At 38.5% G+C, this 26693-nt stretch carries 23 protein-coding genes and 1 pseudogene; 20 read left to right on the plus strand and 4 right to left on the minus strand.

What is annotated here, in order from left to right; translation table 11 throughout:
• The first annotated feature begins 203 nt into the window (after positions 1-203).
• The 9 genes and pseudogenes from SJY45_RS03595 to SJY45_RS03635 all read left to right on the plus strand — a co-directional run bounded on the left by SJY45_RS03595 (position 204) and on the right by SJY45_RS03635 (position 11359).
• Complete coding sequence (locus SJY45_RS03595; RefSeq protein WP_400073297.1) at positions 204-1166, plus strand: 2OG-Fe(II) oxygenase; 963 nt, start codon at positions 204-206, stop codon at positions 1164-1166.
• Positions 1167-1259: 93 nt separating this feature from the next.
• Positions 1260-2045, plus strand: coding sequence for an SDR family NAD(P)-dependent oxidoreductase (locus SJY45_RS03600; RefSeq protein ID WP_400073298.1), 786 nt, complete (start codon positions 1260-1262; stop codon positions 2043-2045).
• Positions 2046-2125: 80 nt separating this feature from the next.
• Positions 2126-2725 (plus strand): NAD(P)H-dependent oxidoreductase, encoded by a 600-nt coding sequence (locus tag SJY45_RS03605; RefSeq protein ID WP_215440354.1) that lies wholly within the window; start codon positions 2126-2128, stop codon positions 2723-2725.
• A pseudogene (locus SJY45_RS03610) lies at positions 2722-4615 on the plus strand (monovalent cation:proton antiporter-2 (CPA2) family protein). Before SJY45_RS03605 ends, SJY45_RS03610 begins: the two are co-directional and overlap by 4 nt.
• A gap of 238 nt (positions 4616-4853) precedes the next feature.
• Positions 4854-5813, plus strand: a complete 960-nt coding sequence (locus tag SJY45_RS03615) for a beta-agarase (protein WP_400073299.1) — start codon at positions 4854-4856, stop codon at positions 5811-5813.
• Between the two features lie 358 nt (positions 5814-6171).
• Positions 6172-7290, plus strand: coding sequence for an alkene reductase (locus tag SJY45_RS03620; RefSeq protein ID WP_400073300.1), 1119 nt, complete (start codon positions 6172-6174; stop codon positions 7288-7290).
• Positions 7291-7326: 36 nt separating this feature from the next.
• Positions 7327-8718: an NAD-dependent succinate-semialdehyde dehydrogenase gene (locus SJY45_RS03625; RefSeq protein ID WP_400073301.1), complete on the plus strand. Its 1392-nt coding sequence runs from the start codon at positions 7327-7329 to the stop codon at positions 8716-8718.
• 242 nt (positions 8719-8960) lie between these two features.
• The gene (locus SJY45_RS03630) at positions 8961-9686 is read left to right on the plus strand and encodes a phosphatase PAP2 family protein (protein WP_400073302.1); all 726 of its coding nucleotides are present in this window, start codon (positions 8961-8963) and stop codon (positions 9684-9686) included.
• Positions 9687-9883: 197 nt separating this feature from the next.
• A complete protein-coding gene (locus SJY45_RS03635; RefSeq protein WP_400073303.1) occupies positions 9884-11359 on the plus strand; it encodes a CotH kinase family protein in 1476 nt (491 codons plus the stop codon).
• Between the two features lie 91 nt (positions 11360-11450).
• Here SJY45_RS03635 and SJY45_RS03640 read toward each other — a convergent pair whose 3' ends face one another.
• Entirely contained in the window at positions 11451-11948 is a 498-nt protein-coding gene (locus SJY45_RS03640) for a hypothetical protein (RefSeq protein WP_400073304.1), read from the minus strand.
• A 383-nt stretch (positions 11949-12331) separates the two neighbouring features.
• On the opposite strand from SJY45_RS03640, the gene SJY45_RS03645 reads away from it, so the two are divergent.
• The 7 genes from SJY45_RS03645 (at position 12332) to SJY45_RS03675 (ending at position 19012) form a co-directional block, all read left to right on the plus strand.
• Positions 12332-12772 (plus strand): KTSC domain-containing protein, encoded by a 441-nt coding sequence (locus SJY45_RS03645; protein WP_400073305.1) that lies wholly within the window; start codon positions 12332-12334, stop codon positions 12770-12772.
• 131 nt (positions 12773-12903) lie between these two features.
• A complete protein-coding gene (locus tag SJY45_RS03650) occupies positions 12904-14232 on the plus strand; it encodes a DEAD/DEAH box helicase (RefSeq protein ID WP_400073306.1) in 1329 nt (442 codons plus the stop codon).
• A 6-nt stretch (positions 14233-14238) separates the two neighbouring features.
• Positions 14239-15552, plus strand: a complete 1314-nt coding sequence (locus SJY45_RS03655; RefSeq protein WP_400073307.1) for a DEAD/DEAH box helicase — start codon at positions 14239-14241, stop codon at positions 15550-15552.
• Positions 15553-15753: 201 nt separating this feature from the next.
• A complete protein-coding gene (locus SJY45_RS03660; protein ID WP_194527301.1) occupies positions 15754-15945 on the plus strand; it encodes a cold-shock protein in 192 nt (63 codons plus the stop codon).
• Positions 15946-16173: 228 nt separating this feature from the next.
• On the plus strand, positions 16174-16473 hold the full coding sequence (locus SJY45_RS03665; protein ID WP_400073308.1) for a hypothetical protein: 300 nt from the start codon (positions 16174-16176) through the stop codon (positions 16471-16473).
• Positions 16474-16674: 201 nt separating this feature from the next.
• Entirely contained in the window at positions 16675-17262 is a 588-nt protein-coding gene (locus SJY45_RS03670; RefSeq protein WP_400073309.1) for a DUF6515 family protein, read from the plus strand.
• A gap of 199 nt (positions 17263-17461) precedes the next feature.
• A complete protein-coding gene (locus SJY45_RS03675) occupies positions 17462-19012 on the plus strand; it encodes an SDR family oxidoreductase (protein WP_215440373.1) in 1551 nt (516 codons plus the stop codon).
• Positions 19013-19023: 11 nt separating this feature from the next.
• On the opposite strand, the gene SJY45_RS03680 is transcribed toward SJY45_RS03675, so the two are convergent.
• Positions 19024-19635 (minus strand): DEAD/DEAH box helicase, encoded by a 612-nt coding sequence (locus SJY45_RS03680; RefSeq protein ID WP_400073310.1) that lies wholly within the window; start codon positions 19633-19635, stop codon positions 19024-19026.
• A gap of 344 nt (positions 19636-19979) precedes the next feature.
• Between SJY45_RS03680 and SJY45_RS03685 the strand changes: the two genes are divergently transcribed.
• Complete coding sequence (locus tag SJY45_RS03685) at positions 19980-20801, plus strand: class I SAM-dependent methyltransferase (protein WP_400073311.1); 822 nt, start codon at positions 19980-19982, stop codon at positions 20799-20801.
• A gap of 60 nt (positions 20802-20861) precedes the next feature.
• Here SJY45_RS03685 and SJY45_RS03690 read toward each other — a convergent pair whose 3' ends face one another.
• Together SJY45_RS03690 and SJY45_RS03695 are read right to left on the minus strand one after the other, a co-directional pair.
• Complete coding sequence (locus tag SJY45_RS03690; RefSeq protein ID WP_400073312.1) at positions 20862-21899, minus strand: alpha/beta hydrolase family protein; 1038 nt, start codon at positions 21897-21899, stop codon at positions 20862-20864.
• A 153-nt stretch (positions 21900-22052) separates the two neighbouring features.
• Positions 22053-22955 carry an EamA family transporter gene (locus SJY45_RS03695; RefSeq protein ID WP_400073313.1) on the minus strand — a complete coding sequence of 301 codons (903 nt, stop codon included), beginning with the start codon at positions 22953-22955 and terminating at the stop codon, positions 22053-22055.
• A 221-nt stretch (positions 22956-23176) separates the two neighbouring features.
• On the opposite strand from SJY45_RS03695, the gene SJY45_RS03700 reads away from it, so the two are divergent.
• The 3 genes from SJY45_RS03700 (at position 23177) to SJY45_RS03710 (ending at position 26651) form a co-directional block, all read left to right on the plus strand.
• On the plus strand, positions 23177-24394 hold the full coding sequence (locus SJY45_RS03700) for a patatin-like phospholipase family protein (RefSeq protein ID WP_400073314.1): 1218 nt from the start codon (positions 23177-23179) through the stop codon (positions 24392-24394).
• A 117-nt stretch (positions 24395-24511) separates the two neighbouring features.
• On the plus strand, positions 24512-25759 hold the full coding sequence (locus tag SJY45_RS03705; protein WP_400073315.1) for a hypothetical protein: 1248 nt from the start codon (positions 24512-24514) through the stop codon (positions 25757-25759).
• 10 nt (positions 25760-25769) lie between these two features.
• On the plus strand, positions 25770-26651 hold the full coding sequence (locus SJY45_RS03710) for an esterase/lipase family protein (protein WP_400073316.1): 882 nt from the start codon (positions 25770-25772) through the stop codon (positions 26649-26651).
• Positions 26652-26693: the final 42 nt, after the last annotated feature.

Raw genomic sequence — 26693 nt, forward strand, 5'->3', positions numbered from 1 at the left:
AAATAAGGATTTGCAATGTATCCTTATGGTTGATTAATAGTGTCAAATGCCTCTTTTTAGAGGCATTTTTCATTTAAAAATAGCAAAACCTTGTTTTTTACTAAAACCACCATTTTTACTACCAAAGCAGAACAGCCGGTTGTGCGTAATTTTGTTATAGATAAAAAATACAATAGCAGTAGCTATACTTAAAACATATAATTATGAAAACAATAGAACATACAAATGCACTTGCTGAAGCTCGTGCTTTAGAAGTACCATCAAGAGAATTATCATTAAGACGCGATCCATTTGTTTCTCAATTTTGGAATGAAAACCGTAAATTGTTAGAAGCTGCTTGGGCAGAATGGGAAATAGAAAACAAAGACGAATTACTAGTTCCTGACGAAACTTTGCTTGACCCACGCTTACGTAAAGCTATTAAAGACGCTTGGGAAAATCCTGAAAAAGAATCTGCTGTTGCCGATTTATGGGAGGAAGTTATACCTGGAGTTTATGTCGCACAGTTTTTTGATGTAGATCGTTTAGCGGATTTCCGCAACTACTTAGAAGCTGTTGCAAACTCAAGAGTGCCAAAACGTGCGCCTTACGGTATACAGTTAAACCGATATGGTATGATGCTAGACCCTCGTTCTGAAGGGCATTTGGCAGCACCTAATTTTCAGGCTTTTTATAATGATATGATGGACCGTTTTATGCGTCCGATAGCACGTTTATTATTGGGAACTTACGGTTATGACAATCAGACTTTTGGATTTTCAATACAATACAATCCAGATAAAGACAAGGATTTACACGCACATACCGATGCTTCTGCGGCTACCTTGAATATCAACATTAACTTACCGGATGAAAAGTTTACAGGATCTGAAGTAGATTTTTATGATAAAGCTTCTGGAAAAACGGTACAAGCTATTTTTGAGCCAGGAAAAGCCATTATCCATAGAGGTAATGTGCCACACGCAACACACCCAATTACAAGCGGACAACGTAGTAATTTAGTGGTGTGGCTATATGGAGACCGTATGCAAATACCACGTGGTAGTACTAGTAGTTATGGGAATAGTAACAGTGACACCATTAAAGATGTTGCCTTGGAAAGTGTTACGGCTCGTCAACGTTGGAGTTTACCTGATGGTCCTAAAGATACCGTTGCACCATTTTAATTACAGCAAGCGTAGTTTATTATATTAGATAAAAATAAAATTATAAAACTGGCAATAGTTATATTGCCAGTTTTCATCAACATAAAAAATACAATGAAACATATATTAATAACAGGAAGCACAGACGGTATAGGTAAATTACTAGCCTTGCGTTTGGCTAAAGAAGGGCACTTTGTTGTCATTCACGGTAGAAGTGATGCTAAATTAGCCGCTACTTTAAAAGAAATCAAACAGCAATCTAGCAATGAAAATGTAATAGGCTTTTTAGCGGATTTTTCAGACTTAAATGCAGTTAAAATAATGGCTGAAGAAGTTGTAGAAAAAATGCCAGTAATTGATGTTTTAGTCAATAATGCAGGCGTTTTAATGACAAACGGTAGTAGTGGGACTACAGATATACGGTTTGTGGTAAACTACTTTGCACCTTATGCATTAACTAATGGCATATTAGCAAATTTAAAAGCATCGGACGCACCAAGAATTGTGAATTTAAGTTCCGCCGCACAATCCACTATAAATATACATGCGTTAGAAGGCAAAACAGGCTTGGGTGCCAACGAAGCTTACGCACAAAGCAAACTGGCATTAACAATGTGGAGTTTTTATTTAGCAGAACAAGAACCATCAATTACGGTAGTGGCAGTAAATCCAGGTTCATTATTAAATACTAAAATGGCTAAAGAAGCGTATGGACAGCATTGGTCACCAGCAGAAAAAGGGGTTGACATTCTGTACAATTTAAGTATGACAGATTTAGCAAAATCAGGTGAGTATTTTGATAATGACCGTGGTGGATATAACAAAGCTCATGCGGATGCTTATAACAACGTGAAAATTGAAGAGTTGATTAAACTTACGGATGCTATAGTTATGCATTAGAGTAGATTAAGTAGAGGTTATTTCTTTTAAAAAGAAAAATGGATGGATTTTTACATGTCATTTTCACCTAAATTCGCAAAATGAAAAAGATTTTGGTTTTGTTTTCGCATCCTAAGTTTGAAAAGTCTAGGGCAAACTCCATTTTGGTAGATAAGATTAAATACAAAGAAGGTGTAACATTTCATGACCTATACGAGAAATACCCTGATTTTAACGTAAATGTAGAGGCCGAAAAAGAGCTCATAAGTGAACATGATATTTTAATTTGGCACCATCCCTTTTATTGGTACAGTTGTCCTCCCTTAATGAAGCAATGGATAGATATGGTGCTGGAATTTGGTTGGGCTTATGGGCCTAGCGGTAAGGCATTGTACTCAAAAAAATGTTTAAACGTAATTACCACGGGAGGCTCCAGGGCATTGTACTGCGAACAAGGAACCAATAGTTTTTCTGTAAAAGAATTTTTAAGACCTTTTGAACAAACGGCAAATTTATGCGGTATGCAATACTTTCCGCCTTTTGCTGTAATGGGTACCCATAGAATTGAGGATAAGGAATTATACGATTACGCCCATAAGTATGATAAATTGATTGATTTGCTGCAAAGTGATATGTCCCTATCAGACGTAGGCAACTTTTCGTTTATCAATGATATTCCACAATTAAATCCGCAGATATGACAGGTAGTATACTTTTTGAAGCTATTGTATTCTTATTGGGAGCCATTATTTGCGTGTCTATTGCCAAACGTCTTGGACTAAGTTCAGTATTGGGGTATTTAATGGCAGGCGTATTAATAGGTCCCTACGTTTTAGGTTTTATAGGAAATGAAGGAGAAGACATTCTTCATTTTGCCGAGTTTGGTGTAGTTATGATGTTGTTTTTGATTGGTCTGGAAATAGAGCCTAAAAACTTCTGGAAAATGCGAAAGACCATTGTAGGCATGGGAAGTTTACAGGTTATGGGGACTATTATACTTTCTTATTCGCTATTTATTGTATTGGGTTTTGATTGGAAAGTAGCCTTAACTTTTTCAATGGCGGTGGCCTTGTCATCTACCGCAATTGCATTACAGACGATTAAAGAAAAAGGCCTGTTGAACACCACTTTTGGACAGTCTTCATTTTCCATTTTATTGTTTCAGGATATCATTGTCATTTTTATGTTGGGTGCTTTGCCCTTATTGGCAAACACGGAAAAAGCTCCTGTAGAGAATGGTGATACTCACGCTAATTTACTTCAGAATTTACCATTGGGATTGCAGACCTTGTCCATTTTGGTCTCGGTTTTCGCTATAGTGGTAGCAGGAAAATATCTAATAGTGCCTATGCTCCGTAAAGTGGCCAAAACCGGTGTTAGGGAATTATTAATCGCTGCTGCACTACTCATTGTTTTCGGAATTTCTTTTTTGATGGAGCTCGTTGGGTTAAGCCCTGCTCTTGGGGCTTTTTTAGGTGGCGTAGTCTTGTCCAATAGTGAATTTAAGCATGAACTGGAAAGTACTTTGGAGCCTTTTAAAAATTTACTCTTGGGTCTGTTCTTTATGGCCGTAGGAGCTTCAATAAATTTTATCGTAATAGCAAAGAGTCCGCTTACTATTGGTGGCATTTTACTGTCCGTAATCGTTATTAAAGCTTTGATTTTGTTTATCACTGGCGCGGCCTTTAAGTTGAAACTAAATCAGAAATTGCTGTTGACGTTTAGTTTGGCACAAATAGGGGAGTTTGCTTTTGTACTGTTGTCCTTTGCGTTTCAGTTAAATATTCTGGAGCAAAACCAAATGGATATTATGTTGGTGGTTACCGCCTTGACTATGACAGTTACACCCATTATTGGTATGGTGAACGAGCGAGTGCTTTTACCTCATTTTGGGACCAAAGAATCTATAAAAAGACCTATGGATCACATTGCAAAATCGCAAAAGATCATCTTGGTAGGTTTCGGTCATTTTGGAAGTACTATTGGGCGTTTTCTTAGGACTCATGGTGTGGAGGCCACTATTTTGGACCACGATTCCAACCGGGTAGATTTTTTACGTAAAATGGGTTTTGATGTGCATTATGGCGATGCTACCCGTATGGATTTGCTCGAATCGGCAGGTATAGCCGAGGCTAATTTTCTTATTTGTGCTATGGATAACCCAGAATGTGATAAAGACCTTGGCAAAAACGGTAAAAAGTAACTACCCAAAGGTTAAGGTTATGGTTCGGGCCAAAAATAGGTACGCCGCCTATGAATTCCTGAACATGGAAATAGACCATATTTATAGGGAGTCTTTGGAAACTTCCTTAAAATTGGCCAGTGAAGTTCTTAGTCAAATGGGCTTTAGAAAATACACCTTACAGCGTCAAGCACAGAATTTCATTAAGTATGATGAAGATAGTTTAAGACGATTGGCCAAAGAAACAAAGATAGGTGATGAGGACTATATCTTTAAGGCAAGGAAAGAGCTGGAACAACAAGAAAAATTACTGGAACAAGATTTAAAAAGAGGCGTAGTAGAGTTTGATAACCATTGGGATAGTGAACAAATTAGAGCTATGCTCAGCGGTACGAACATTCTAAAATAGACTTGTTTTAGAATTGATACATCATATTTTTCAAGGCAATAGAAACTGATTTCGGCTACTACAGGCAGGCTCAATAAAAACAGTATTTATATTGATAGTCAAGGTTTTATAATTTTTTGATTAGAAATTGTAGGGTTGCTTTATGAGCTTGTCAAGTTTTTATTGAGTGTTTTTTCATGGCGTGTAGGGTCTATACAATTACATTCGGTTTTGTATTAATGACTCAACATTCTCTTCTATGACCTTTCTCAAAAGCGCAGTGATTTTATTCATCATTTTATGTATTTCTTGCAAAAGCGAAACGGCCCCAGAAGTAGATGAATTAAAAACAGAGGAGAAACTACCTAACGAGGAAGAATTAACACCTACAGAAGAAGAAGAGGAGACCGAAGAACCCGTTTCCGAGAATATAGAATATGATTTTAGCGGACAAACACCACCGCCAGCCCCAGAAGGAATGGAGTGGAAGTTGGTATCTGAACTTTCGGATGAGTTTAACGATACTTTTGATGATACAAAATGGACGAAGTCTTTGTGGAATTATGGCGTACCGGTAAATATGGTTGCTGAAAACTCTGGTGTAAATGATGGAAATTTATGGATTAAGGCAACCTTGGCCGAAAATGAGGAACGTTGGTTTCAGTCTTCTCGTGTAATGTCCAAAACACGAATTAACTATCCCATGTACACGGTCAGCCGTATAAAAGGAGCACACATATCCGCATACAATACATTTTGGTTGAACAACGGTAATATCTCAAACCGAAACGAGATTGATGTGATTGAGAACAATTCCAACCCGTCATGCGATTGTCAACCTGATTTTCCATGGCAAATGAACTCCCAGTATTTTCACGTAATCAATGATGACACCAAGCGCAACAAAGGTAATTTTGATAATAGGGAACTCTCCAATGACAATCCGCTTAAAGGAATACAGTGGAATGAGGCCTACCACACTTTTGGTGTTTGGTGGAAGGACGAAACACACATTCAATTTTATTTGGACGGTGAACCAGCAGGGAATGTGGTTTCCGCACGCAATTTTACAAGGGAATTAAATATCATTTGGGACTTGTGGACAGTTGATGCAGATTGGCTAGGAGGACTGGCTAAAAAGGAGCATCTGCAGGATAGTATTATGAATACAATGAAAGTAGATTGGATACATACCTATCAACTGGTAAAAATGGAATAGAACAATATTGTTGAGTTGTTAGTTTAGTAGGAGTAGGGCATGAACACTTGTTTTTGCCCTATTTTTTTATCTATAACCTAGTATTGCAGTTTGATGTGAGAAAGGTTTTCTTGTATTGAGCAGTATATTATGTCGTAGTTCTATTTCAATTATCAAACTAATGATGGTATTTATTAAATGCTTTATAGAGCACTTATTTATAGTGTGTTGCTAAATAGTGGCACATCACATTTTCAACCATTACATATAAGCTAAAATCAATTTTTATTGAATCATTGAGCCCTTTTCACCTTCCTTAACTTCACGAACTAGACTTTTAAAGATGAACAGTCTTACTTAGAATTTTAAAGAAGGAAATATGAAAGAACAAAGTATTTTAAAGCCTTATATTTTAGGCAATATAGAATTACCCAACCGTGTTGTAATGGCACCAATGACGCGTAGTAGGGCAAATAATAATGAAAATGCACCTACAGAAGATTTGCATGTACCCTATTACACTCAAAGAGCGACTGCCGGACTCATAATAACAGAAGGCACCCAAGTGTCTAAGAGGGCTGTTGGCTATATTAATACACCTGGAATTTATTCAGAACCACAGGTAGAAGGATGGAAAAAAGTGACACAATCTGTTCACAAGGTCGGTGGAAGAATTTTTGCTCAACTTTGGCATGTAGGTAGAATTTCGCATCCTGATTTTCACAATGGTGAACTTCCTTGGGCACCGTCCGCAATTAATCCGGAAACAGAAGTGTTTACGCCCGAAGGCAGCAAAAAAACGGTTACTCCAAAGGCAATGACCCAAGAGGATATCAAAACCACTAAGAATGAATTCGTTCAAGCGGCCAAAAATGCAGTTGCCGCTGGTTTTGATGGTATTGAAATACATTCATCCAATGGTTATTTATTTCATCAATTTTTTAATGGAACCAGCAATATTAGAGAAGACGAGTATGGAGGTAGTATTGAAAATAGAGCTCGCTTTTTCTTTGAGGTTTTAGATGCTGTTAAAGAAGTAATTCCTGAGATAAAAATTGGGGTTCGGTTTAACCCCTCATTACATAACATTTTTGGGATGACAATGGATGAAGAAACCATTCCCACCTTTGATTATATTATTGAGAAGTTGGATAAGGAATATGACCTGGCCTATATCCATTTATCCGAACCTTTTAATGATGTGTCTGAAGTTGAGTTTGCCGAGCAACACATAGCTAAACGCTACAGGCCGAAATACGATGGAACCTTGATGATAAATAGTGGTTTTGACCAAGAGAAGGCCAATGCTGTTTTAGAAGAAGGAAATGCAGATTTGATAGCATTTGGAAAACTATTTATATCTAATCCCGATTTGGTAGGTCGCTTTCGGGAAAACGTAGAAATTTCAGAATGGGACAAAAATACTTTTTATACAACGGGTAAGAAGGGCTACACTGATTATGATGCAAAAACAAGAGAACTAATCCCCAACCAATAGACCAGAGAGAATTTAACCTTAAAATCTAAATTGAAAATGGAAACTTTAGTAAACGGATTTTCTACAATAAACCCAACAACGGGAGAGGAAATCAAGGAATATGAATATATGAGCAATGAAGAAGCTCAAAATGCAGTTGAAAAATGTCATACTGCATTTAAAGAATGGCGCTTAAAATCACTTGCTGAGCGTGCAAAAATAATAAAGGCCATTGGCGAAGAGCTGAAAAAAAATAAAGACAAGTTTGTCAAACTGATGACCCAGGAAATGGGTAAAGTCTTAAAACAAAGTGCTCAAGAAATAGATTTGTGCAGTGCTATTTGCGAATACACAGCAACCGAAGGTCAAGAGCATCTAAAAGATGAAGAGCGAGAATTGCCGAACGGGGGCAAGGGGATAATCTCCTATTCTCCAACCGGGGTAATTTACGGTATACAGCCATGGAATTTCCCGGCTTACCAAGCGGTACGTTATTCAATTGCCAATTTAATGGCGGGTAACGGGGTTCTTTTAAAACACTCCAGTGGTGTAACGGGATCAGCACTGCTACTGCAAGAGATTTATGAGCGTGCGGGCTTGCCTAAGAATCTATTTACCGTTCTGCTTATAGAACATGACCAGTCCGATGCAATTATTGAAAATGAACTTGTTCGTGGTGTAACCCTAACCGGTAGCCCGGATGCAGGAAAAATAATTGCCAAAAAAGCAGGGGCCGCACTAAAAAAGACGGTACTTGAATTGGGTAGTAATGATGCGTATTTGGTGCTTGATGATGCAGATATTGAATTGGCTGCCAAAACCAGCGTAATGGGCAGGATTTATAATAACGGGGAAACTTGTGTAGCGGCTAAACGATTTGTTGTAGTTGAGAAAGTCTATGATGAGTTTCGTGATGCTTTTGTAAAAGCGATGAAAGAAGTTAAATTGGGAGACCCTACAAAAGAGGATTCGGATTTAGGGCCAATGGCGAGAGAAGATTTACGTGAAACTCTTCATGGGCAAGTTCAGGAGAGTGTAAAAAAAGGAGCTAAAGTTCTTATTGGCGGTGAGATGCCGGATACTGATGGATTCTTTTACCCTGCAACGATTCTAGAAAACTTGGAACCCGGACAGCCAGCTTATGATGACGAGCTTTTTGGGCCGGTCGCTTCACTGATTAAAGCAAAGGATAATGAAGATGCCATGCGTATAGCTAATGATAGTAGGTTTGGATTAGGAGGAGGAATTTTCTCCAAAAATGAAGACAAAGCGTTTAAATTAGCCAAGAAACATTTTGATACGGGAATGGTATTTATCAATTCATTTGGATTGGCCACGCCCAATATGCCTTTTGGTGGAGTAAAAAACTCTGGTTATGGTAGAGAGCACGGTGGGTTCGGAATTCGTGAATTTGTGAATGTCAAAGCTGTAATGAAAATTAATATGTAAGTTGCTTAATAACAGCGTTTTTTAAAACAAAAACAGGGTCAAGGGTATGTGGATTTTCCCATCTCTTGGCCCTGTTTTATGTACAATCATAGAGGGTTGCCCCTCAAACCTAAAGCAAACAAAAATAAAGCGAACGGAGAATTCTCTTAAAACATTTAGTATATTGTTTTGGTTCTAAAGTCTTGGAATATAGTATTGTTCTGGATAATAGGAATAAAAAACCACCAAGACAGTACCCCCGTATGAGAAAAAATTGTATCCTCCTATTAGTATTTTTCACCTTAGGAAACCTATGTGCCCAAAAGGATAGCATCGTGCCACCACGCAAGAACAAATTACTGAAAAGGACAATTTTACCCCTCTCCTTACTTACAACAGGAATACTTTTGTCCGATAGTGGTTTTGAAATATCATTGCATGAAACAGCTCAAGGTTGGGTGGGCAATGACTTTCGCACCCACTTGGATGATTATACACGGTATGCCCCGGTGGCCACCCTTGTCGTAGCCAATGTAGCTGGAGTTAAAGCACAACATCATTGGTTTGATCAAACAAAAAATTTGGCGGTATCCATGATTCTAACGGATGTATTTACCAGGGCAATTAAAAATTCCGTTGTTAAGTATAGGCCCGATCGCTCTAATGATAACGCATTCCCCTCCGGTCATACATCCATTGCTTTTGCATCAGGTACTGCAGTTTATGAAGAATATAAAGGCACCAATGCCTATCTAGCTTACAGTGGCTTTGGTTTTGCGGCTGTAACGGGTGGCTTAAGGCTTTTCAACAACAAACACTATATTTCAGATATCCTTGCAGGCGCTGGTATAGGAATATTGGTGACAAGATTGGTTTATCATTTTGACTATTTGTTCAAGTGGAATCCGTTTATAAAATCTAAGAATATCTCTCTAATTCCCCGTTATTCGGATGGCTCCGTGGGCCTCTACTTTTCTAAGTCATTCTGATTTACTTTTTACATTAAAACCAATATCTCAGCTGCCTAAAGCTAAGGATTGGTTTTACAATTCTACTTGCAAAAACACCCCACCGTATAGTTTTAAGCATTCACTGAAAAGTATCCGTCATTCACAGATTCTTCAAATAGGGTGCAATTCAAATAAGCACCTTTGTTTCATAGATTATAACTCAAAATACATTTACAATGAAAAAAATAAGCCTGTTGGTCCTGCTGGCAATGCATGTTTCGTTTACAATTTCTTGCTCGGATGATGATGCCATAACTACTACGGAAGATGGTGTAGAGGTAACCGACGAATCTAACGAAGAAACGGAGGATGACGAAGTTTATGTGGAATCATATGCCGATAGTGATTTTGAAGCTATGGATTGGACGGATGCCACACATAGCAAATCTGCCGATCCTAATTTTGATGTGGTTTTTGAAGATAACACCGTAAAGCGCTTAGACCTAATTATTACAGAAGATCGCTGGCAGAGTATGTTAGATGATATGACCACTCTATATGGAGAATTTGGTGGTACAGGTGGCAGACCGGGCCCTGGTGGACCAGGTGGTGGTGGACTTGTTGAAACTGACGAAGACCCAATTTTTGTGCCTGGAGAAGTTCTTTTTGAAGATAAGGAATGGTACCGCGTAGGTCTACGTTTTAAAGGAAACTCTAGTTTGCAATCCAGTTGGTCCGCAGGAATATTAAAACTGTCCTTTAAGCTAGATTTTGATGAGTTTGAAGACGAGTACCCACAAATTGATAACCAGCGTTTTTACGGGTTTAAAAAATTGAGCCTGAAAAATAATTACAATGATAAATCTATGCTGCGCGAAAAAGTAGCTACGGATTTGTTTAGAGAAGCCGGTTTGGCCAGCTCACATGCCGCTATTTATGAAGTGTACGTAGACCATGGTAACGGCCCTGAATATTTTGGCGTGTATACATTGGTAGAAGAGGTAGATGATACGGTTATAGACATCCAATTTTCCGATAATGATGGTAATTTGTACAAACCTGATGGCGATGGTGCAAGCTTTGCGGATGGCTCTTTTTCTGAAGATGTATTCGTTAAGAAAACCAATGAGGACGAAGCTGACTTTTCTGATATAGAAAGCCTTTTTGCCGCTTTGCATGCAGATAACCGTACCACTGATCCTGATGCGTGGCGTACCCAACTAGAAACCGTTTTTGATACGGATACATTCTTGAATTACTTGGCGGTAAATACGGTCATCCAAAACTGGGACACCTATGGAAGAATGACACATAATTACTTTTTGTACAACAATCCCGATACAGAAAAACTGGCGTGGATTCCATGGGATAATAACGAAGCATTACAACGGGGCAATCAACAAGGTGCTTTGGCATTAGATTTCTCGGATTTAAATGATACAGAGTGGCCGTTGATTGGATACATGTATGAAGATGCCACGTACAAGGCAAAATATGATAGCTATGTACGGGAGTTTGCCAATAACGTTTTTACAGTTAGCGCAATGCAAACCAAATACGCTGCCTATACTTCATTAGTTGAACCGTATGCCACCGCGGAAGTTGAGGGATATACGTTCTTGAATTCCAGTGCGGACTTCCAAGCGGCCATAAGTGAATTGAATAGCCATGTGTCCGAAAGGGCGGCGGCAGTAAATAATTATTTGAATTAGTGAGTTTTTATGACGTGAGATGATGTAGGGGTTAGTTTTGAGAGAAAATCCGGTTGCCGTTGGTAGCCGGATTTTTTTGTATTTACGGCCATCAGAATCTAAACCGTATGGACAATAAAAACTGATTTGTTGGGGGAAGACTAGGTATGTTGGTCTTACCGGCTATTATGCCTACTTCCAGTACTTGTTTTTCCTTTATTCTGTAACCAATACCTAAATTCACATTTATTAAGGCACTCTCAGTACTTCCGGTGCGTTGGTCAATATCAAAGGTCTTCCCGGTACGTGCATAGAGATAGGTCTTCTCATTTACATCATATTTAAGAACTATAGCACCCGCAATTTGCTCGTGGGTACCAAACTTGGCGTAATTACGTTCTAGGCCGGCGCTAAATTTTTCGGATATCTGGTAATCAAAATAACCGGTTTTAAAAACTTCTTCATTTAAATTCAAGGGGGCTTCAAAACGGTATTGAGATAAATTTTTTATGAGTAAAGAATCTAGCGAAATCTTTTCTTTCGGGACTATTTGACTATATGCGGTAAGCGGAAAATAGAAACAGAAAACCGAGAAAAGAAGATTCTTCATAAACAAAGGTTTTGGCTCATCTTATTTCAAATATAGGAATTGGACTACGTTTAACTTAAGTAAGAACTGTTTTTTGGTAGAAGTTTAACAGTAGTGTGAATTCTAGGGTTACCCCAAAAATCCCGTCGATAAAAACAGCAGTTTCGTATAGTCAAATGGGTCAAACTTCTATTCCCTTTTCATGTGTGCGCCTATAGTTTCACTTTTGAAGTGTAAATTAAAAACACGCATAAATGAAACTATATATAATTCTTGCCATAGCTTCTTTTCACCTGCCAAAACACCCTAAAAACGGTTTAATTTCAACCCTTTAAAAAAAGGCAAAATTATCGGTAAGTGGTTCAAAATAAAGACGTAGCTTCGCCGCTTCAAAAATTGGGTCTATGAAACGCATTAGTCAGTATAAGAAGTTGTTCGGAATTGAAAAGGAGATTGATCTTAAGATACTTAAGACCACCTACCGTAATTTGGTTAAGGAATGGCATCCTGATAAGTTTCAAGAAGGAGATGCTAAGCGCGAAGAGGCAGAAGTTAAAAGTCGAGCTATTATTGACGGCTATCACTTTTTGGTGAGCATTGCTCCTGAAACCATTGCGGCCAACCTTGATGCCTATACGGAAACCATTACCAATTCCGGTATTGCGGACTATGTTCACAAGGGTATGTTGTTGGAGATTACTTTTATGGATGGTACCACTTATGAGTATTTTGGAGTAACCAAATCCGTTTATATTAAAATGGTAAATTCCAATAAATTGAACCGTTTTGCCAAGCGTAGCATTTACCCAAAATACATTTACAGAAAATCCAAGCGTACGCTATAGGAAGCGTAAACCTTATTTTTATACAATTTCAAAAGGGGGCTTATTTCTAAAGCCCCTTTTTTCAATTAAATAGTACATCTTTTAATACCTTTCTGGGGCCAGGTGTACTTATCTTTGTTTAAATCCATTTTATGTCTACATCATTTTCCGATTTAGGAATCAACGAGCAAGTACTTCAAAGCTTAACCGATTTAAAGATTTCCGTTCCTACGGATATTCAGAAAAAGACCATTCCCATTCTTCTGAAACAGAAAGAAGATGTAGTGGCATTGGCCAAAACGGGAACCGGTAAAACAGTTGCTTTTGGCTTGCCTTTGCTTCAGTTGGTCAATACGAAAAAAACAGAGGTGCAGGCCGTAATACTATCACCCACCAGGGAATTGGGGCATCAAATTTATGAGAATTTGGTTTCTTTTGCTGCGCACAGCCCTGCTATTTCTATAGCTTCGGTTTGTGGTGGTATACCTATTAAACCTCAAATTGAACGGCTTAAGGAACCTACCCAAATAATCGTGGCCACACCAGGACGGCTGATCGATTTAATCCAGCGTAAGGCGGTCAGTATAAATAAGATAAAGTTTTTAGTATTGGACGAGGCCGATGAAATGGTAACAGCATTAAAGACTGATTTGGATAAGCTTGGCGAGGAAATGCCAAAATCCAGAAGAACATTATTGTTTACCGCAACCATGCCCGGCACTGTAAAGCAATTGGTACAGAACTATATGTCCAAACATGTAGTGCACATAGAAGCGGATATGGCACAGATGGGCAACCAAGGTATTGACCACAAATATATCGTGGTAGAGCCTATAGAAAAGTTAGAGGTCCTACTTCATTTTTTGAACACCAAGGAAGGGGAACGTGGCGTTATTTTCTGCAAAACAAAAGCGGCCGTTAATAAATTGGCCAAAAAGCTGGCCATCAACAAATTTTCTTCGGGGTCTATTCATGGTAGCTTAACCCAGGGAATCAGGGACCGCATCATGGGGCAATTTAGGGAAGGTCATATAGACATCCTTGTTGCTACGGATTTAGCGGCCCGTGGTATTGACGTAAAAGAGATTTCATATGTGGTAAATTATCACCTGCCGGATACTTATGAAGCCTATGTGCATAGAAGCGGGCGTACGGCTAGGGCAGGAGCAAAAGGGCTTTCGCTCAGCATTATACAGGAGGAGGAGCGAAAGGACATACCGGAGTTTGAAGAAGAATTGGGACTGGTTTTCAATGAAATGAAGAAACAGGATGCTCAAGATAGGGAAGAAACCAATCTGACGCTTTGGGCCAAACGCGTTTTTAAAACAAAACCCAATCGTAATGTATCCGTAGAAACAAAGGATAAGATAAAGACCATTTTTCATCATTTAACAAAGGAAGAACTGATAGAGAAGGTATTGGCAGATCATATTGTACAAAATACTCCGGCCACTCCAAAATTGGAATCCCTAAAAAAATAAGCAGCTATGTCCAATACAATTCGTACGCAAGCGGATATTTTAAAGAAACTGGGAATACCAAGTCTTAATCCCATGCAGGAGGAAGCTTTATCGGTCATCGGTAAAAATAAAAATACCGTGCTGTTGTCACCCACGGGAACGGGTAAAACCTTGGCTTTTTTATTGCCTCTGTTGGAAACCTTAGATGCGGAATGTTCGGAAATTCAGGCATTGGTACTGGTGCCGTCGCGTGAACTGGCGATACAGATAGAACAGGTGGTGCGTGATATGGGCTCCGGTTTTAAAGTAAATGCAGTATATGGCGGAAGACCCATTTCCAAAGATAAAATTGAATTGAAACATACCCCAGCTATATTGATAGGCACGCCCGGAAGGATAGCGGATCATTTTGGGGGAGACCGATTTTCAAAACAGGATATCAAAACCTTGGTGTTGGACGAATTTGATAAATCTTTGGAAACAGGTTTTGAAGGTGAAATGAGCGCCATCATCAATCAACTTCCTAATTTGGAAAAGCGGATTCTTACTTCCGCCACGCAGGGAGTTGAGATTCCTAAGTTCGTTAAGCTGGATAACCCGGTGGTTATTGATTATCTGGATTCAAAAAAGGAATCTAAACTGGCCATCAAAATGGTTGTTTCCCCAGATAAGGACAAGCTGCAGACCTTATTGGATTTGCTATTGTATATTGGCAATCAGCCAGGAATTATCTTTTGCAATTACAAGGACAGTATTGAGCGGGTAAGCACATTTTTGAATAAAAATAAAATCAACCATACTTGTTTTTCAGGAGGTATGGAGCAAAGAGATCGCGAGCGTTCCTTAATTAAGTTCAGAAACGGAACCTGCCAAGTACTCATTGCAACAGATTTAGCGGCTAGAGGTATAGATATTCCCGAAATGAAGTATATCATTCATTATGAACTTCCCAGGGCTATAGAAGAATTCACGCACCGTAACGGCAGAACTGCTCGTGTAAATGCTAAGGGTACCGCTTATGTTTTAAGGTCTAAAACGGAATTTATACCGGAATTCATTAAAGATGTGGCTACGGTAGATATTTCTAAAAAAGCAGCCTTTCAATCTCAATATTGGGAAACCCTCTTTATTTCAGGTGGGCGAAAGGATAAAATTTCAAAAGGGGATATTGCCGGTCTGTTCTTTAAACAAGGTGGACTAAATAAAGACCAATTAGGGATTATTGAACTAAAACAGGACTGTGCATTTGTTTCCGTACCCGTGTCCCTTGCTGATAAACTGACTAAAAAATTGAACAATTCCCGTTTAAAGAACAAGAAAGTTAGGGTAGCGGTGCTGTAATTCCTTCTTTTTTGTAATGTCGAAACTGCTCTTAGCTCAATACAAACCCAACGTTTCTAGGGGGTTGGGGGCGAAGTGGGGAAAGGACAAGAAGGTACTGTGATAATAAGTTGAAAATAAGTGAATTAAATTACCATTACTAAAAAAATTGGCGTCATCTTTGTCCTTTAATAAGCAGTATAAATTTTTAATTACATTACAATGAGTAAAGGAACAGTAAAATTTTTCAACGATACCAAAGGTTTTGGTTTTATCACTGAAGAAGGCGTTGAAAAAGATCACTTTGTACACGTTTCAGGTTTAGTAGACGAAATTCGTGAAGGCGATGAAGTTGAATTTGATCTACAAGAAGGTAAAAAAGGCCTAAACGCAGTAAACGTAACAGTATTATAATTCTATATATACTTTAAGTTTTACAAAAAGCCCATCTTAACGGATGGGCTTTTTTTATGGCCAAAAATGCCATCAATATACACTCCTAGATCAAGAGAACTGTTTTAAATTTTTTCATCTATAAATACGGCATTTATGTAGTGCAAAATGTAGCGTACGTATATATCTTTTCTCTTTTCCCATAGGTGAAAGTATTTTTGTGCTTATACAAATTTAAAACACAAAACCATGCAAAAAGCAGTAGCATCATTTGTACTTATAGCCGTATTGACCAGTTGTAACAGTGTTAAGAACGTAAATACGTCCACTGCATCTCAGGCAGCTTCCTTATTAAGTTCATTAAGTTCTAATTCAACGGTACAGCAAGTGGCTAGCTTGTTCAGTTTGTTGGATACCGATAATAATAGTGCTATAAGTTCTACAGAGGCTATGGGTTCGGTTTCAGAGAATTTTGACACTTTGGATACTGATAATGATTCAAGTTTAAATCTTACCGAATTGGAAGGCATCTTGGCTTTGCTGAAATAATATTTGAGTTGAGTTTAGTATAAAAGCGTGGTCTCCGGATTGCGCTTTTTTCTGTCTATAAAATTCTAATGTTCGTAGATAAAAATAGCCAACTCGTCTATTATGTCCCAAATATGGGCTTTTCAAGTTAAACCAGGCTCAATAATTGTTGTCTTAGTATCGAATGATTAAGTGAAAGTTTAACTTTTAAATGTATGACCCATGAAAACAATTACTAAAAAATATTATGCATTAGCGCTTTTAATAATCGGATTCTCTTTTGCGGCAAATGCCCAGACCCGCAAACGAACCACTACAAAAACTACGGTTACAAAAACGGTAGCAAACAACACACCACGTAGGGTGTCCAGTAAAAAAGTGGTTTACAAAACCCCAAAGAAGAAAGTGGTAGCGGTAAGAACGGTACCTAATAAAAGGGTGGTAAAGTACCAAGGTCAGAATTACTATTATGCCAATAATAGGTTTTACACTTCTTCCAGAGGTCGTTATATTCCAATTGCACCTAAAATTGGTTTTAGAATAAGCTCTTTGCCAGTAGGGTATAATAGAGTCAGGTATAACAATCGAGTGTATTTTAATGTTGGGGGCACTTTTTATACTGAAGTGGGTAATGAATATGAAGTGGTAGAACCGGAAATTGGTACGGTAGTTTATGAATTACCGGACGATTATGAAAAGGTAACTATAGACGGTCTTAACTATTACGAGTATGCCAATGTACTGTACGAAAAAATACAGGTTAATGGTACCAGAGCTTATGAAGTTGTAGGTATTATCGATATGGAATAAATAGGGGAATAGTACTTTACGAAACAATACGCTTGTCCTTTGGACAGGCGTTTTTTGTTCGCGTGTGATTCTGTTTTTCTTAGCGGACAGCGAATCTTTGTTTTTGTAGAATTTAAGTACAACGGTACAAATAAAGGTGTAATTTCGCGCGGCGTAAAATAGTGTTCGGTTAGTGGGATGCTAAAGAAAAATAGGCGGAATGAAGAGTGAAGAATTGCAGGATAATCAGGAGGTTTCTTTAGACGAGGTAAAACAAGCCATAGCCGTTCTAGAGCGATTGGTAGCGAATACCGATCAGATATTTGAAATTCCCAAAGCGCAACGTACCGCCTTGATCAAAGCTTCGGGGCAATTGTCCCGCCCCAGTAGGGAAGAGTTTTCGCGCAGAAAGAAAGATGCTAAAAAAGCGGCAAAGCGTAAACAGGCAGCAAAGGATAGAAGTGCACGTAACGAAACTGGAATTCGGTATGCGCGTGAAGCTTCGGTATTTGTTGCGCCAAAATTATTGGCTGCGGCCGATTTGGCCCAAAAGGACACACCTGAATTGGAATCGCCCCGTGATTGTTATGTCTGCAAGGCCAAATTCACCAAACTCCACCATTTTTATGATACCATGTGTACAGATTGTGGAGACCTTAATTATGCCAAACGTTTTCAAACGGCCAATGTTAAGGGGCAAGTAGCGGTCATTACCGGTTCCCGACTTAAAATTGGGTATCATATTTCGTTAATGTTGCTCCGTGGAGGTGCAACCGTTATTGCTACGACACGTTTCCCTGTAGATTCTGCATTACGTTTTTCAAAGGAAGAGGATTTCATGGAATGGGGACATCGCCTGAAAATACACGGCTTGGATCTTAGACACATTCCCAGTGTGGAAATATTCTGTAATTACATTGAGCAGAATTATGAAAAACTGGATATTCTCATTAACAATGCGGCCCAGACGGTACGCCGCCCTGCAGGGTTTTATGCCCACCTTATGCAGAATGAGGAACGCCCATTTGAATCCCTGCCAAAGTTCGCGCAAGGAGTTCTAAAGGACCATATAAATTGTCTGGAAGAACTGAATACGTTAACTACTGCAGCTTCTTCCAACAAAAATATGCCGGTTTCTTGGCACGGTCCCGAGCCTGGCATCGGGTTACGGTCATCTGCAAAACTATCTCAGATTCCGTATAGTTTTGATGCGAGCTTGGTGGCACAGGAAGTATTTCCGGAGAGTCAGTTAGATGCCGATCTACAACAAGTAGATTTACGGAAGACCAACAGCTGGCGCCTAAAATTGGGTGAAATTGAAACCACCGAAATGGTAGAGGTGCAACTGGTGAATTCCGTGGCACCTTTTGTTCTCTGTAACCGACTTTCGGAAGTCATGAAAAAGGAAAATACGGGGCAAAAGCACATTATAAATGTAACCGCTATGGAAGGAAAGTTCCATCGGTTTTTTAAGGAATCGCGTCACCCGCACACCAATATGGCCAAAGCGGCCTTGAATATGCTTACCCATACCGCTTCCGGGGAATTGGCAAAATATGGCATTTATATGAACGCCGTAGATACCGGTTGGGTTACGGACGAGGACCCTGCGGAACTGGCCAAAAGAAAGCAGGAAGTACACGATTTTCAGCCGCCGTTGGATATTGTTGATGGTGCTGCTAGGGTAGTAGACCCGCTTTTTGATGGCATCAATACCGGAAAACACTGGTGTGGAAAGTTCTTAAAGGATTACTTTCCTATTTCTTGGTAATAGTTTCTGGTTTAAGACTTTACGGTTCTGGAGTGCTCCATAAAGTGGTTCTCTAAACGCTGTAATTGGGGATGCGGTTTTTCGGCGTAAATGACAAACTGACTTTTTTTGATACTTGCCGCCATGGCGATCAGGCCTGTGGATTCTTTTTTGTTGGATAGGAATTCGGCATCGTCCACACTAACTATTTTTAGTTCGGAAATACTTACTCCATTGGTCAAAAACAGGTTGTGTAATGTTTTAGGGGTGGTAATCAGAATATCTATACCCAAGTATATTTCAGATTTTTGAACGTCAATATGCAATTGTTCGTAACTGGCATACACACGTAAGGAGCTGTATTTGGTAAATTCAATAAAGGTTTGGTATAATTCCAATACTTTTTCTTTGCTTTCAACCATAACCACTGCTCGGGGTGCGTCTCCCACAGCTTCACATTTTAGTTTTTGCAAGGTGGTTAACACCAAAGTGGTGGTTTTTCCGCTGCCTTTTTTAGCAAAGGCAAAGACATTGATGCCACTTTTAATTACGGGAATGCTACTTTTTTGAAAAGGGGTTGGTGCTTCAATCTCCAATCGCTCTAAGTTCTCCAATAAGTGCGGGTGTAATTTTTTAAATGGCATACGCTATAGCTACTAAAATTATGGTTTTCAAAGAAACCGGTTACAAATGCAAAGATAGGCACAACACCTTAGGTTTGAATCTTATTTTTGGTCGCATTTATAATTTTAATTAATATATTTATCACCTGTTTTACTAGTACTACATATAAATTCGGGTCTTAAGCTAAAGACTATGCTCCACTTGAGGGCTGCATTGAAGTGTCTAAACTTTAATGTGCGGATATGTTCTTTCGAGATATAATCACAAAACTTTAAATTGTAAATCAACTGGATAAAAAACCAATTGACATAGCCTGTACCTTAACTACTTCGTTTGGGCAGGGCGTAAATACTAGTGTGTTAAAATGTATGACAAATCATTAATAAGTAGGGATATAGAGCTTTTCTATACCAATGCATCCGAAGAGACCCGACTGGATAAAGGAATGGGTGTCTTTGAATTTGAACGTATAAAATCGTTAATCGAAAAGTATATTGAAAATCCAAAATCTACGATAGTGGATGTAGGTGGCGGTACCGGAAAATATTCGGAATGGTTGGCCAAAAAAGGACATCAGGTGCACATGATAGACCCGGTTCCCAAACATATATCCTTTGCGGAAAATAGAGCCCACAAACTAAAGAACAAATTTTCTGTCCGTTTGGGCGAGGCCAGAAAACTGGATTTCCCTGATAATTATGCAGATGTAATTATTTTGCACGGTCCGCTTTATCACCTGCAGGAAAAGAAAGATAGGGAAGCGGCCATTTGTGAGGCTAAAAGAGTGTTAAAAACGGGCGGTGTATTATTGGGCTTCGCCATAAATTATTCGGCAACTACTTTGGTAGGCCTTTTAAACGGACTCATTCACAAGCCCAGCTTTTTTGATATGTGCAAGGAAGAATTACAAACGGGAATCCATAACCCACCTGTGGATTTCCCTTGGTTGTTGGCGGAAGCCTACTATCACAGACCGGATGAACTAAAGGGCGAATTCATAGAACAAGGATTGAACTATATAAACATACATGCCGTGGAAGGCATGGTTTGGCTGGATAAGGATTTTTTTGGCAGTATGGCCAATGAAAAAAAGAAAAATAATTTACTTCAATTGATGGACCTTACGGAGAACGATAGCAATCTGTTAACGTTCAGTCCGCATATGATGATAGCGGTCAAAAAATGATAAAATGGAAAACAGGGGGTGTTCTAATTTTATTCCCTAGGAATACAAAATTTAAAACCCTCACAACGAACTATTGAAAAAATCCAATGCCAATTGCAATGTTTTGTCATGAATGTTTTTTCTGTTGACGCTGGGGTGGTCAACGGCTATTTCGGGTACTATTTCCTTCCCTAAAGTCGTAGATTCATTTAAAAACACATAGTGCCCAACGTTTTCATCAAAAAGATACATTTTACTGGTGTTAATTAATTCATGATACTTTTTGGCATTGGTACCTACAGGTGCTACTGAATCTCCCTTTCCGGCAACTATATATATTGGAGCTGTAATTTTATGGGTCTGCTCTTTGGAATGAAAGCCGAATCCTATTGCCGGAGCCATTACAAAAAAGGCCTTTATCCTATCATCTTTTACTAGATTACGATATTGAATGTAGGACGAAACGATAAGGCTATCATTTTCATAATCTATAATTTCATCCGTATCCGGGAATTCCGCTGGCAATTCCCGCTCTTCGGGTTTTTCATCTTCGGTTACGGTTCTGTCAACATAGCCACCCGCCAAAGCGATATTGGTGTAACCACCCAAGGAAAAACCTACGCCACCAATTCTAGTCGTATCTATTTTTGTCCCCATTTCGGTGTCCTTGAGAACTTCGGTCAGCACATATTGAACATCAATGGCCCTTTCCCACCATTTTACGAATTCCCTTGGTATCTTGTTGAAAGTAGAATTTCCATAATGGTCCAGTGAAACCACTACGTAGCCTTCTTTTACCATTTCTGCTATGAACCAAGTAAGAGAAAACCGATTTCCTCCAGTTCCGTGAGAGACAACAAGTAACGGGAATTTCTCATCAGGAATAGTGGCATTTGCTACTGTTTCTATATTTTTAAAAAGCTCCTTTGGATTCTCTTTTGGCTCTTTATGAATTAAAGTATCTAGAGTGGGATACCATATTTCAGCCGGTAACGGTCTGTCTCTGGATTGATCAACAAATGTTACGGATTTTTGACCGATGCTATATTTTGTTTCTTTTTGTTGAGTACAAGAGGTTAGTAGGAGTACGATGAAGATAAGCAGTGGTGTATTTCTCATGGGTTGGTCATTCGTTTCGCCTTAAAGACGAGACTAACCAACGTTTGTTACAGTATTTTAAAATTGACCTTTCACTACTTTAAGAATTTGGGTCCTTTTGAAAATACCGTTCCATCTAATCCGCAAATGAGGAAATACTGTAGGCTAACAACCTCAGGTAGCATACAAAATTAAGAACACCCCGATCATAATGCCGGCCAAAGGAACCAGTTTCTTGCGTTTGTTCTGTTCCTTAAAGATGAGTCCGCCTACCACTACGGCTATGATAATCTGACTCCTTTTAATGGCGGAAAGCAACATAATCAATGCATCTGGGTCTTGTAGCGCTTTAAAATAGAAGTAATCCGCTATTTGCAACAGTATACCCACCAACGGAATGGACCACCGCCATTTGAACGCTTTGCGCTTTTCCGCATTCGGGAACCAGGTAATGCTTAAGATGACCAACAATATGAGAATGGTATAAAAGCAAAACCAGAATTGCAGCGTCTGCGGATTCAAAGTAAGGCTCTGAATCAGGAATTTATCGTACAGTCCGCTGGAAGCCCCTAAAAAGGTAGCGCCTACAATAGCGAAAATCCATTTATTCCTTTTAAAGTGAATGCCCTCTTTTTTTCCTATTCTGGAATACAGCAATACCGAAAATATAATCAGAAAGAATCCTATCCACTGCCAGCCGTTCGGTTTCTCCTGGTAAATGGTAATAGCACCTATAAAAGTGAAAAACGGACCTGCAGACCGTATGGGCGTAACAATGGTAATGGGCAAATGCTTTAGCGCTTGGTAGGCCAATAACCATGAGGCTGCCATGATAGCGGACTTTATAAAGATAAACCCATGGGTTTTTAGGGGAATATCCGTGACATACAATTGCAAATCCAGCATTTTGGCGGGAAACCAAATAGAACCCAAATAGCAAGGAAGCAGCAATAGAAAGCCCGAAGAAATGGTACCCAAAAGCACCGGAAACACTTCGTTGCCCTGAACGGCATGTTTTTTAAGAAGGTTGTGAAACCCTAAGAATAAAGCGGCCAAAAGCCCAAGATACATCCACATAGCGGGCGCGAAGATATTGGTTTTTTAGGGTTTGTTCCGCATGGAATACGCCGTATTTCCAAAAAAGTGAACCCAAAATGTAACCCGTATTAAATTTGGCTGTGGTTGGGTACGTGTTCCTGTAAATTGGTGTTGGGTATTACGTCTTTCTGTAATCGTTTACGTATTAAATTTATATATTTATTCACTTCAAATCAGCAGTTCATAGAACCAACCAATTCATGTATAAAATCTTATCGTTAGACGGTGGTGGCAGTTGGGCCATAATACAATTGCTTACCCTCAGGGACCGCTACGGAAATATGAACGGCCATGAGGTGCTCCGTAAGTTTGACCTGGTCATTGCCAATTCTGGGGGAAGTATTGTTTTGGCCGCATTGGCCGAAAATTATACCATAGACAAAGCCATTAGTTTATTTAGGGCGAAGGAAAATCGAGAGCGTATTTTTCATAAGAACGCCTTTTGGGACCGCTTTTTTCCGGTAGATTACCTGCGTTTTGTGGGTATTGGTTTTGGCCCCAAGTACAGCGCTACCAAAAAGAAAGAAGCTTTTGAATACCTATTTCCCGAGATAGATAAAGTACAGATGAACGAGTTGCCAAAAATTATAGGCAAGGAGTCTCTAAAAATTGTGGTCTGCACCTATGATGCGCTAAATAATAGGGCCAAGTTTTTCAAGTCCTATGCGCTAACGCCTTCCCGTTATGATTCCGTGCGGCTTACACAGGCCATTAACGGTTCTTCCAACGCCCCGGTACAGTATTTTGATTTTCCTGCGCGCTTCAAGGCCAAGGAAAGCGGCGTTTTCTTTGAGCTTTGGGATGGCGCTTTGGGCGGTTTCAACAACCCTATTCTGGCCGGGATTATAGAAGCTTATAAATTAGGTATAGACCTAAAGGACATACAGATAGTCTCCTTGGGCACTAGTAACCCTTTAATGTCTTCGGATACCAAGGAAAACTTTTATAATTGGAGGTTGGACTCGCAAAAATATAGAAGAAAGAAGCTGTTCCTACACAAGTTTAAATCACAAGTGAGTTTCTTTATGGAAACCGTTTTTAACCAAGCCAAAACCATTTTATATCAACCGCCGGACACCGCCAATTATATGGCCATGATGTTCTTTAGGGCAACAACGGGCAAGAATCTAAACGATAGCATCATACGGTTATCACCATTGATTCATTATGACGATAAACTTTCTACGGAAGCCGTACCCCTCATAAAACAACTGTATGCACTGGATATGGACCTGACCAAAGACGCGCAAGTAGACTTGCTCCTACAATGTTTTGACGCATGGAAAGCCGGAAATATCTACAACCAGCCCATAGAATTTGAGGTAGAACGAAACAATGACCTGCTTTTTCTTTCCGGTGACCGATGGTATCAGGATGGAATGGATCGGTGGATTAGTTGGGAAATGGATGAGTTTTGATAATCATCAAACTGAAATTGTTTTATAAAGTTTATGGCACTGAAAATTAAATTTAAAATCAGAAATCAAATTTTACACTTAAATTGTAAGAAAATAATATAGTATAGGGCTGTTAAAATGAAAAAAGATACAATAATTAATTTGTTAAGTGAGCTTGAACCTAATAGTGGTGAAGTAAAAAAAATAAGTTATAAAGGCAAACCACTGGAAAGACCAGTAGTAGAGATTCCTCTGGAATATCTTACTTACAACAAATATAATGGAAGAATTAAGGCAATAACATTGTCTTATGAGAAGGAATTTGGGGAAATTGATCCAATTAAAAATAAAGACTTAATAATTTCCTTTTTATGGAATAGTGCAGAAGCCCGTAATAAACAAACTAAAGAGAGTATTGAACATTTCGGTCAGAATGAACCAGGAATTGTTACAAAAGACGGAATTATAATTGATGGAAACAGGAGAGCTTCTATTATTTCCAAGATTAACGAAGGTATAAAAGAAGATGAAGATAAGATTAAATTTAGGGCAATCATACTTCCTGATGAACTTGAAGATAGTAAAAAAGATATCATATACTTAGAAACAGTATATCAGATTGGAGTTGATTCAAAAGTAGATTATGATCCAATTGAAAAGTATCTGAGATGTAAAGAACTTGTTCTGTTAGGCTTCGACCATTCTGAAATTGCTGATATGATGGCAGTAAAGGAGCAACGAATAATTGAATGGTTAGAAATACTTGGCTTGATGGAGGATTATTTAATGAATTACGGTTATGACAAGTTATATACAAGACTAGACAAACGTGAAGGTTACTTTGTTGATTTATTCAAATATTTGAAAGTCTACAATGGTGTTTATGGTAAAGATATAGTAGATTGGAGTTATAGCCCAAAGGATATATTAGACCTAAAGAATACCTATTTTGATTATATTAGAATGAGAATTCCTGTTTCACAAGCAAGAGAAATAGGAAGGACATCAAATGCTAAAAGCTTTTTTACTTATGAAAAACTTTGGAAAGATTTTTTAAACAGTCATAAAGCTATTGTCAATAAATATGAAGAGCCATTAATAAAAGATTTAAAGAAGGAAAATCCTGACGCAAGCTTTTCTGAGTTAGCATGGAAAAAGGACCAAAAATGGATAACCGAATTAAAATCCTCTTCAGATGAAATTCTAAATTATTATGGTAAAAAATTATATGAAAAGAAAAAATCGGATAAGCCTCTTGAAATACTAAGGTCAATATCTTACTCCCTTGAAAATTTAAATACTCAATCATTAGATGAGCCGAATCGAGAAGTGTTCCTTGTTTTGCTTGGTAAGATTTCAAGACAAATCGATGAATTAGGCAAGTAACTCTATTCATATGATTTCTAGAATCGGTGATAAAAATGGCACAGCTGAAATTGCAGTAGTTTTCATTCATGGCTTAGGCGGGAGCAAGGAGACATGGAAAGATTTTACTATTGCACTTAACAAAAAGTGGACTAAGTTTACTCCTGTTGACTTATTATATGTCGTGTACACTCCTGAGGATAAAAAAAGCTTCGTTGGGAAAACGATATTTAAAAGTCCCGATATATATCGGCTTTCAAATTTTTTAAAAAATTATCTTGATGAGGCTGGTAAATCTTATTCTTATGTCCTTTTAGTTGGACATAGTATGGGTGGTCTTATTGCTCGTAGATATGTAGTTGATAACATGGATAATGAAAATTTCAACGTAACTGACTTATTGACCTACGCAACGCCTCACAAGGGTTCTGTTATACCCTTTTACATACTATTAGTTTTACTTTCTCTCCCTTTTACTTACTTATTTATAAACTGCAGTTGGATTACTTTCTTTAAAATGTTGGGATTAGACTTTATTTTTATTTTAGTAACCTATCTGTTTTCCAATCCTCAAGTGCGCCAGTTAGCTTTGAAAAGCAGGTTTATTACTAAGCTTAATGAAGATTGGACAAAGAAAAAGGCATTTAATAAGGTGTTGTTTTATACCATAACTGCTGGGATGGATTGGATTGTAAAATTGGATAGTTCAAATCATTACGATGATGACGTTACTTTACATGAGGACGCAGGTAAGAGTCATTCTACGATTTTAAAACCAGTTGATTTAACTGATTATTCATTATGTAAATTGTATAATACAATCGAAGAAAGAATTGCAGTTATTTTAGCAGATGAAATAAGTGATGAAGAAGATATTGAAACTGAAGATATTGATGATTCCCCAATATTTTGAAACTAGTTAGGACACTATATAGCAAATTATAATTTTGGAATA

The organism is Zobellia russellii, from assembly GCF_044597075.1.
GTDB lineage: Bacteria > Bacteroidota > Bacteroidia > Flavobacteriales > Flavobacteriaceae > Zobellia > Zobellia russellii.

What these genes read in the sequence shown, in the direction of transcription:
- SJY45_RS03595 (WP_400073297.1), top strand. Translation starts at nt 204, where the DNA reads ATGAAAACAATAGAACATACAAATGCACTTGCTGAAGCTCGTGCTTTA.
- SJY45_RS03600 (WP_400073298.1), top strand. Translation starts at nt 1,260, where the DNA reads ATGAAACATATATTAATAACAGGAAGCACAGACGGTATAGGTAAATTA.
- SJY45_RS03605 (WP_215440354.1), top strand. Translation starts at nt 2,126, where the DNA reads ATGAAAAAGATTTTGGTTTTGTTTTCGCATCCTAAGTTTGAAAAGTCT.
- SJY45_RS03615 (WP_400073299.1), top strand. Translation starts at nt 4,854, where the DNA reads ATGACCTTTCTCAAAAGCGCAGTGATTTTATTCATCATTTTATGTATT.
- SJY45_RS03620 (WP_400073300.1), top strand. Translation starts at nt 6,172, where the DNA reads ATGAAAGAACAAAGTATTTTAAAGCCTTATATTTTAGGCAATATAGAA.
- SJY45_RS03625 (WP_400073301.1), top strand. Translation starts at nt 7,327, where the DNA reads ATGGAAACTTTAGTAAACGGATTTTCTACAATAAACCCAACAACGGGA.
- SJY45_RS03630 (WP_400073302.1), top strand. Translation starts at nt 8,961, where the DNA reads ATGAGAAAAAATTGTATCCTCCTATTAGTATTTTTCACCTTAGGAAAC.
- SJY45_RS03635 (WP_400073303.1), top strand. Translation starts at nt 9,884, where the DNA reads ATGAAAAAAATAAGCCTGTTGGTCCTGCTGGCAATGCATGTTTCGTTT.
- SJY45_RS03640 (WP_400073304.1), bottom strand. Translation starts at nt 11,948, where the DNA reads ATGAAGAATCTTCTTTTCTCGGTTTTCTGTTTCTATTTTCCGCTTACC.
- SJY45_RS03645 (WP_400073305.1), top strand. Translation starts at nt 12,332, where the DNA reads ATGAAACGCATTAGTCAGTATAAGAAGTTGTTCGGAATTGAAAAGGAG.
- SJY45_RS03650 (WP_400073306.1), top strand. Translation starts at nt 12,904, where the DNA reads ATGTCTACATCATTTTCCGATTTAGGAATCAACGAGCAAGTACTTCAA.
- SJY45_RS03655 (WP_400073307.1), top strand. Translation starts at nt 14,239, where the DNA reads ATGTCCAATACAATTCGTACGCAAGCGGATATTTTAAAGAAACTGGGA.
- SJY45_RS03660 (WP_194527301.1), top strand. Translation starts at nt 15,754, where the DNA reads ATGAGTAAAGGAACAGTAAAATTTTTCAACGATACCAAAGGTTTTGGT.
- SJY45_RS03665 (WP_400073308.1), top strand. Translation starts at nt 16,174, where the DNA reads ATGCAAAAAGCAGTAGCATCATTTGTACTTATAGCCGTATTGACCAGT.
- SJY45_RS03670 (WP_400073309.1), top strand. Translation starts at nt 16,675, where the DNA reads ATGAAAACAATTACTAAAAAATATTATGCATTAGCGCTTTTAATAATC.
- SJY45_RS03675 (WP_215440373.1), top strand. Translation starts at nt 17,462, where the DNA reads ATGAAGAGTGAAGAATTGCAGGATAATCAGGAGGTTTCTTTAGACGAG.
- SJY45_RS03680 (WP_400073310.1), bottom strand. Translation starts at nt 19,635, where the DNA reads ATGCCATTTAAAAAATTACACCCGCACTTATTGGAGAACTTAGAGCGA.
- SJY45_RS03685 (WP_400073311.1), top strand. Translation starts at nt 19,980, where the DNA reads ATGTATGACAAATCATTAATAAGTAGGGATATAGAGCTTTTCTATACC.
- SJY45_RS03690 (WP_400073312.1), bottom strand. Translation starts at nt 21,899, where the DNA reads ATGAGAAATACACCACTGCTTATCTTCATCGTACTCCTACTAACCTCT.
- SJY45_RS03695 (WP_400073313.1), bottom strand. Translation starts at nt 22,955, where the DNA reads ATGTGGATGTATCTTGGGCTTTTGGCCGCTTTATTCTTAGGGTTTCAC.
- SJY45_RS03700 (WP_400073314.1), top strand. Translation starts at nt 23,177, where the DNA reads ATGTATAAAATCTTATCGTTAGACGGTGGTGGCAGTTGGGCCATAATA.
- SJY45_RS03705 (WP_400073315.1), top strand. Translation starts at nt 24,512, where the DNA reads ATGAAAAAAGATACAATAATTAATTTGTTAAGTGAGCTTGAACCTAAT.
- SJY45_RS03710 (WP_400073316.1), top strand. Translation starts at nt 25,770, where the DNA reads ATGATTTCTAGAATCGGTGATAAAAATGGCACAGCTGAAATTGCAGTA.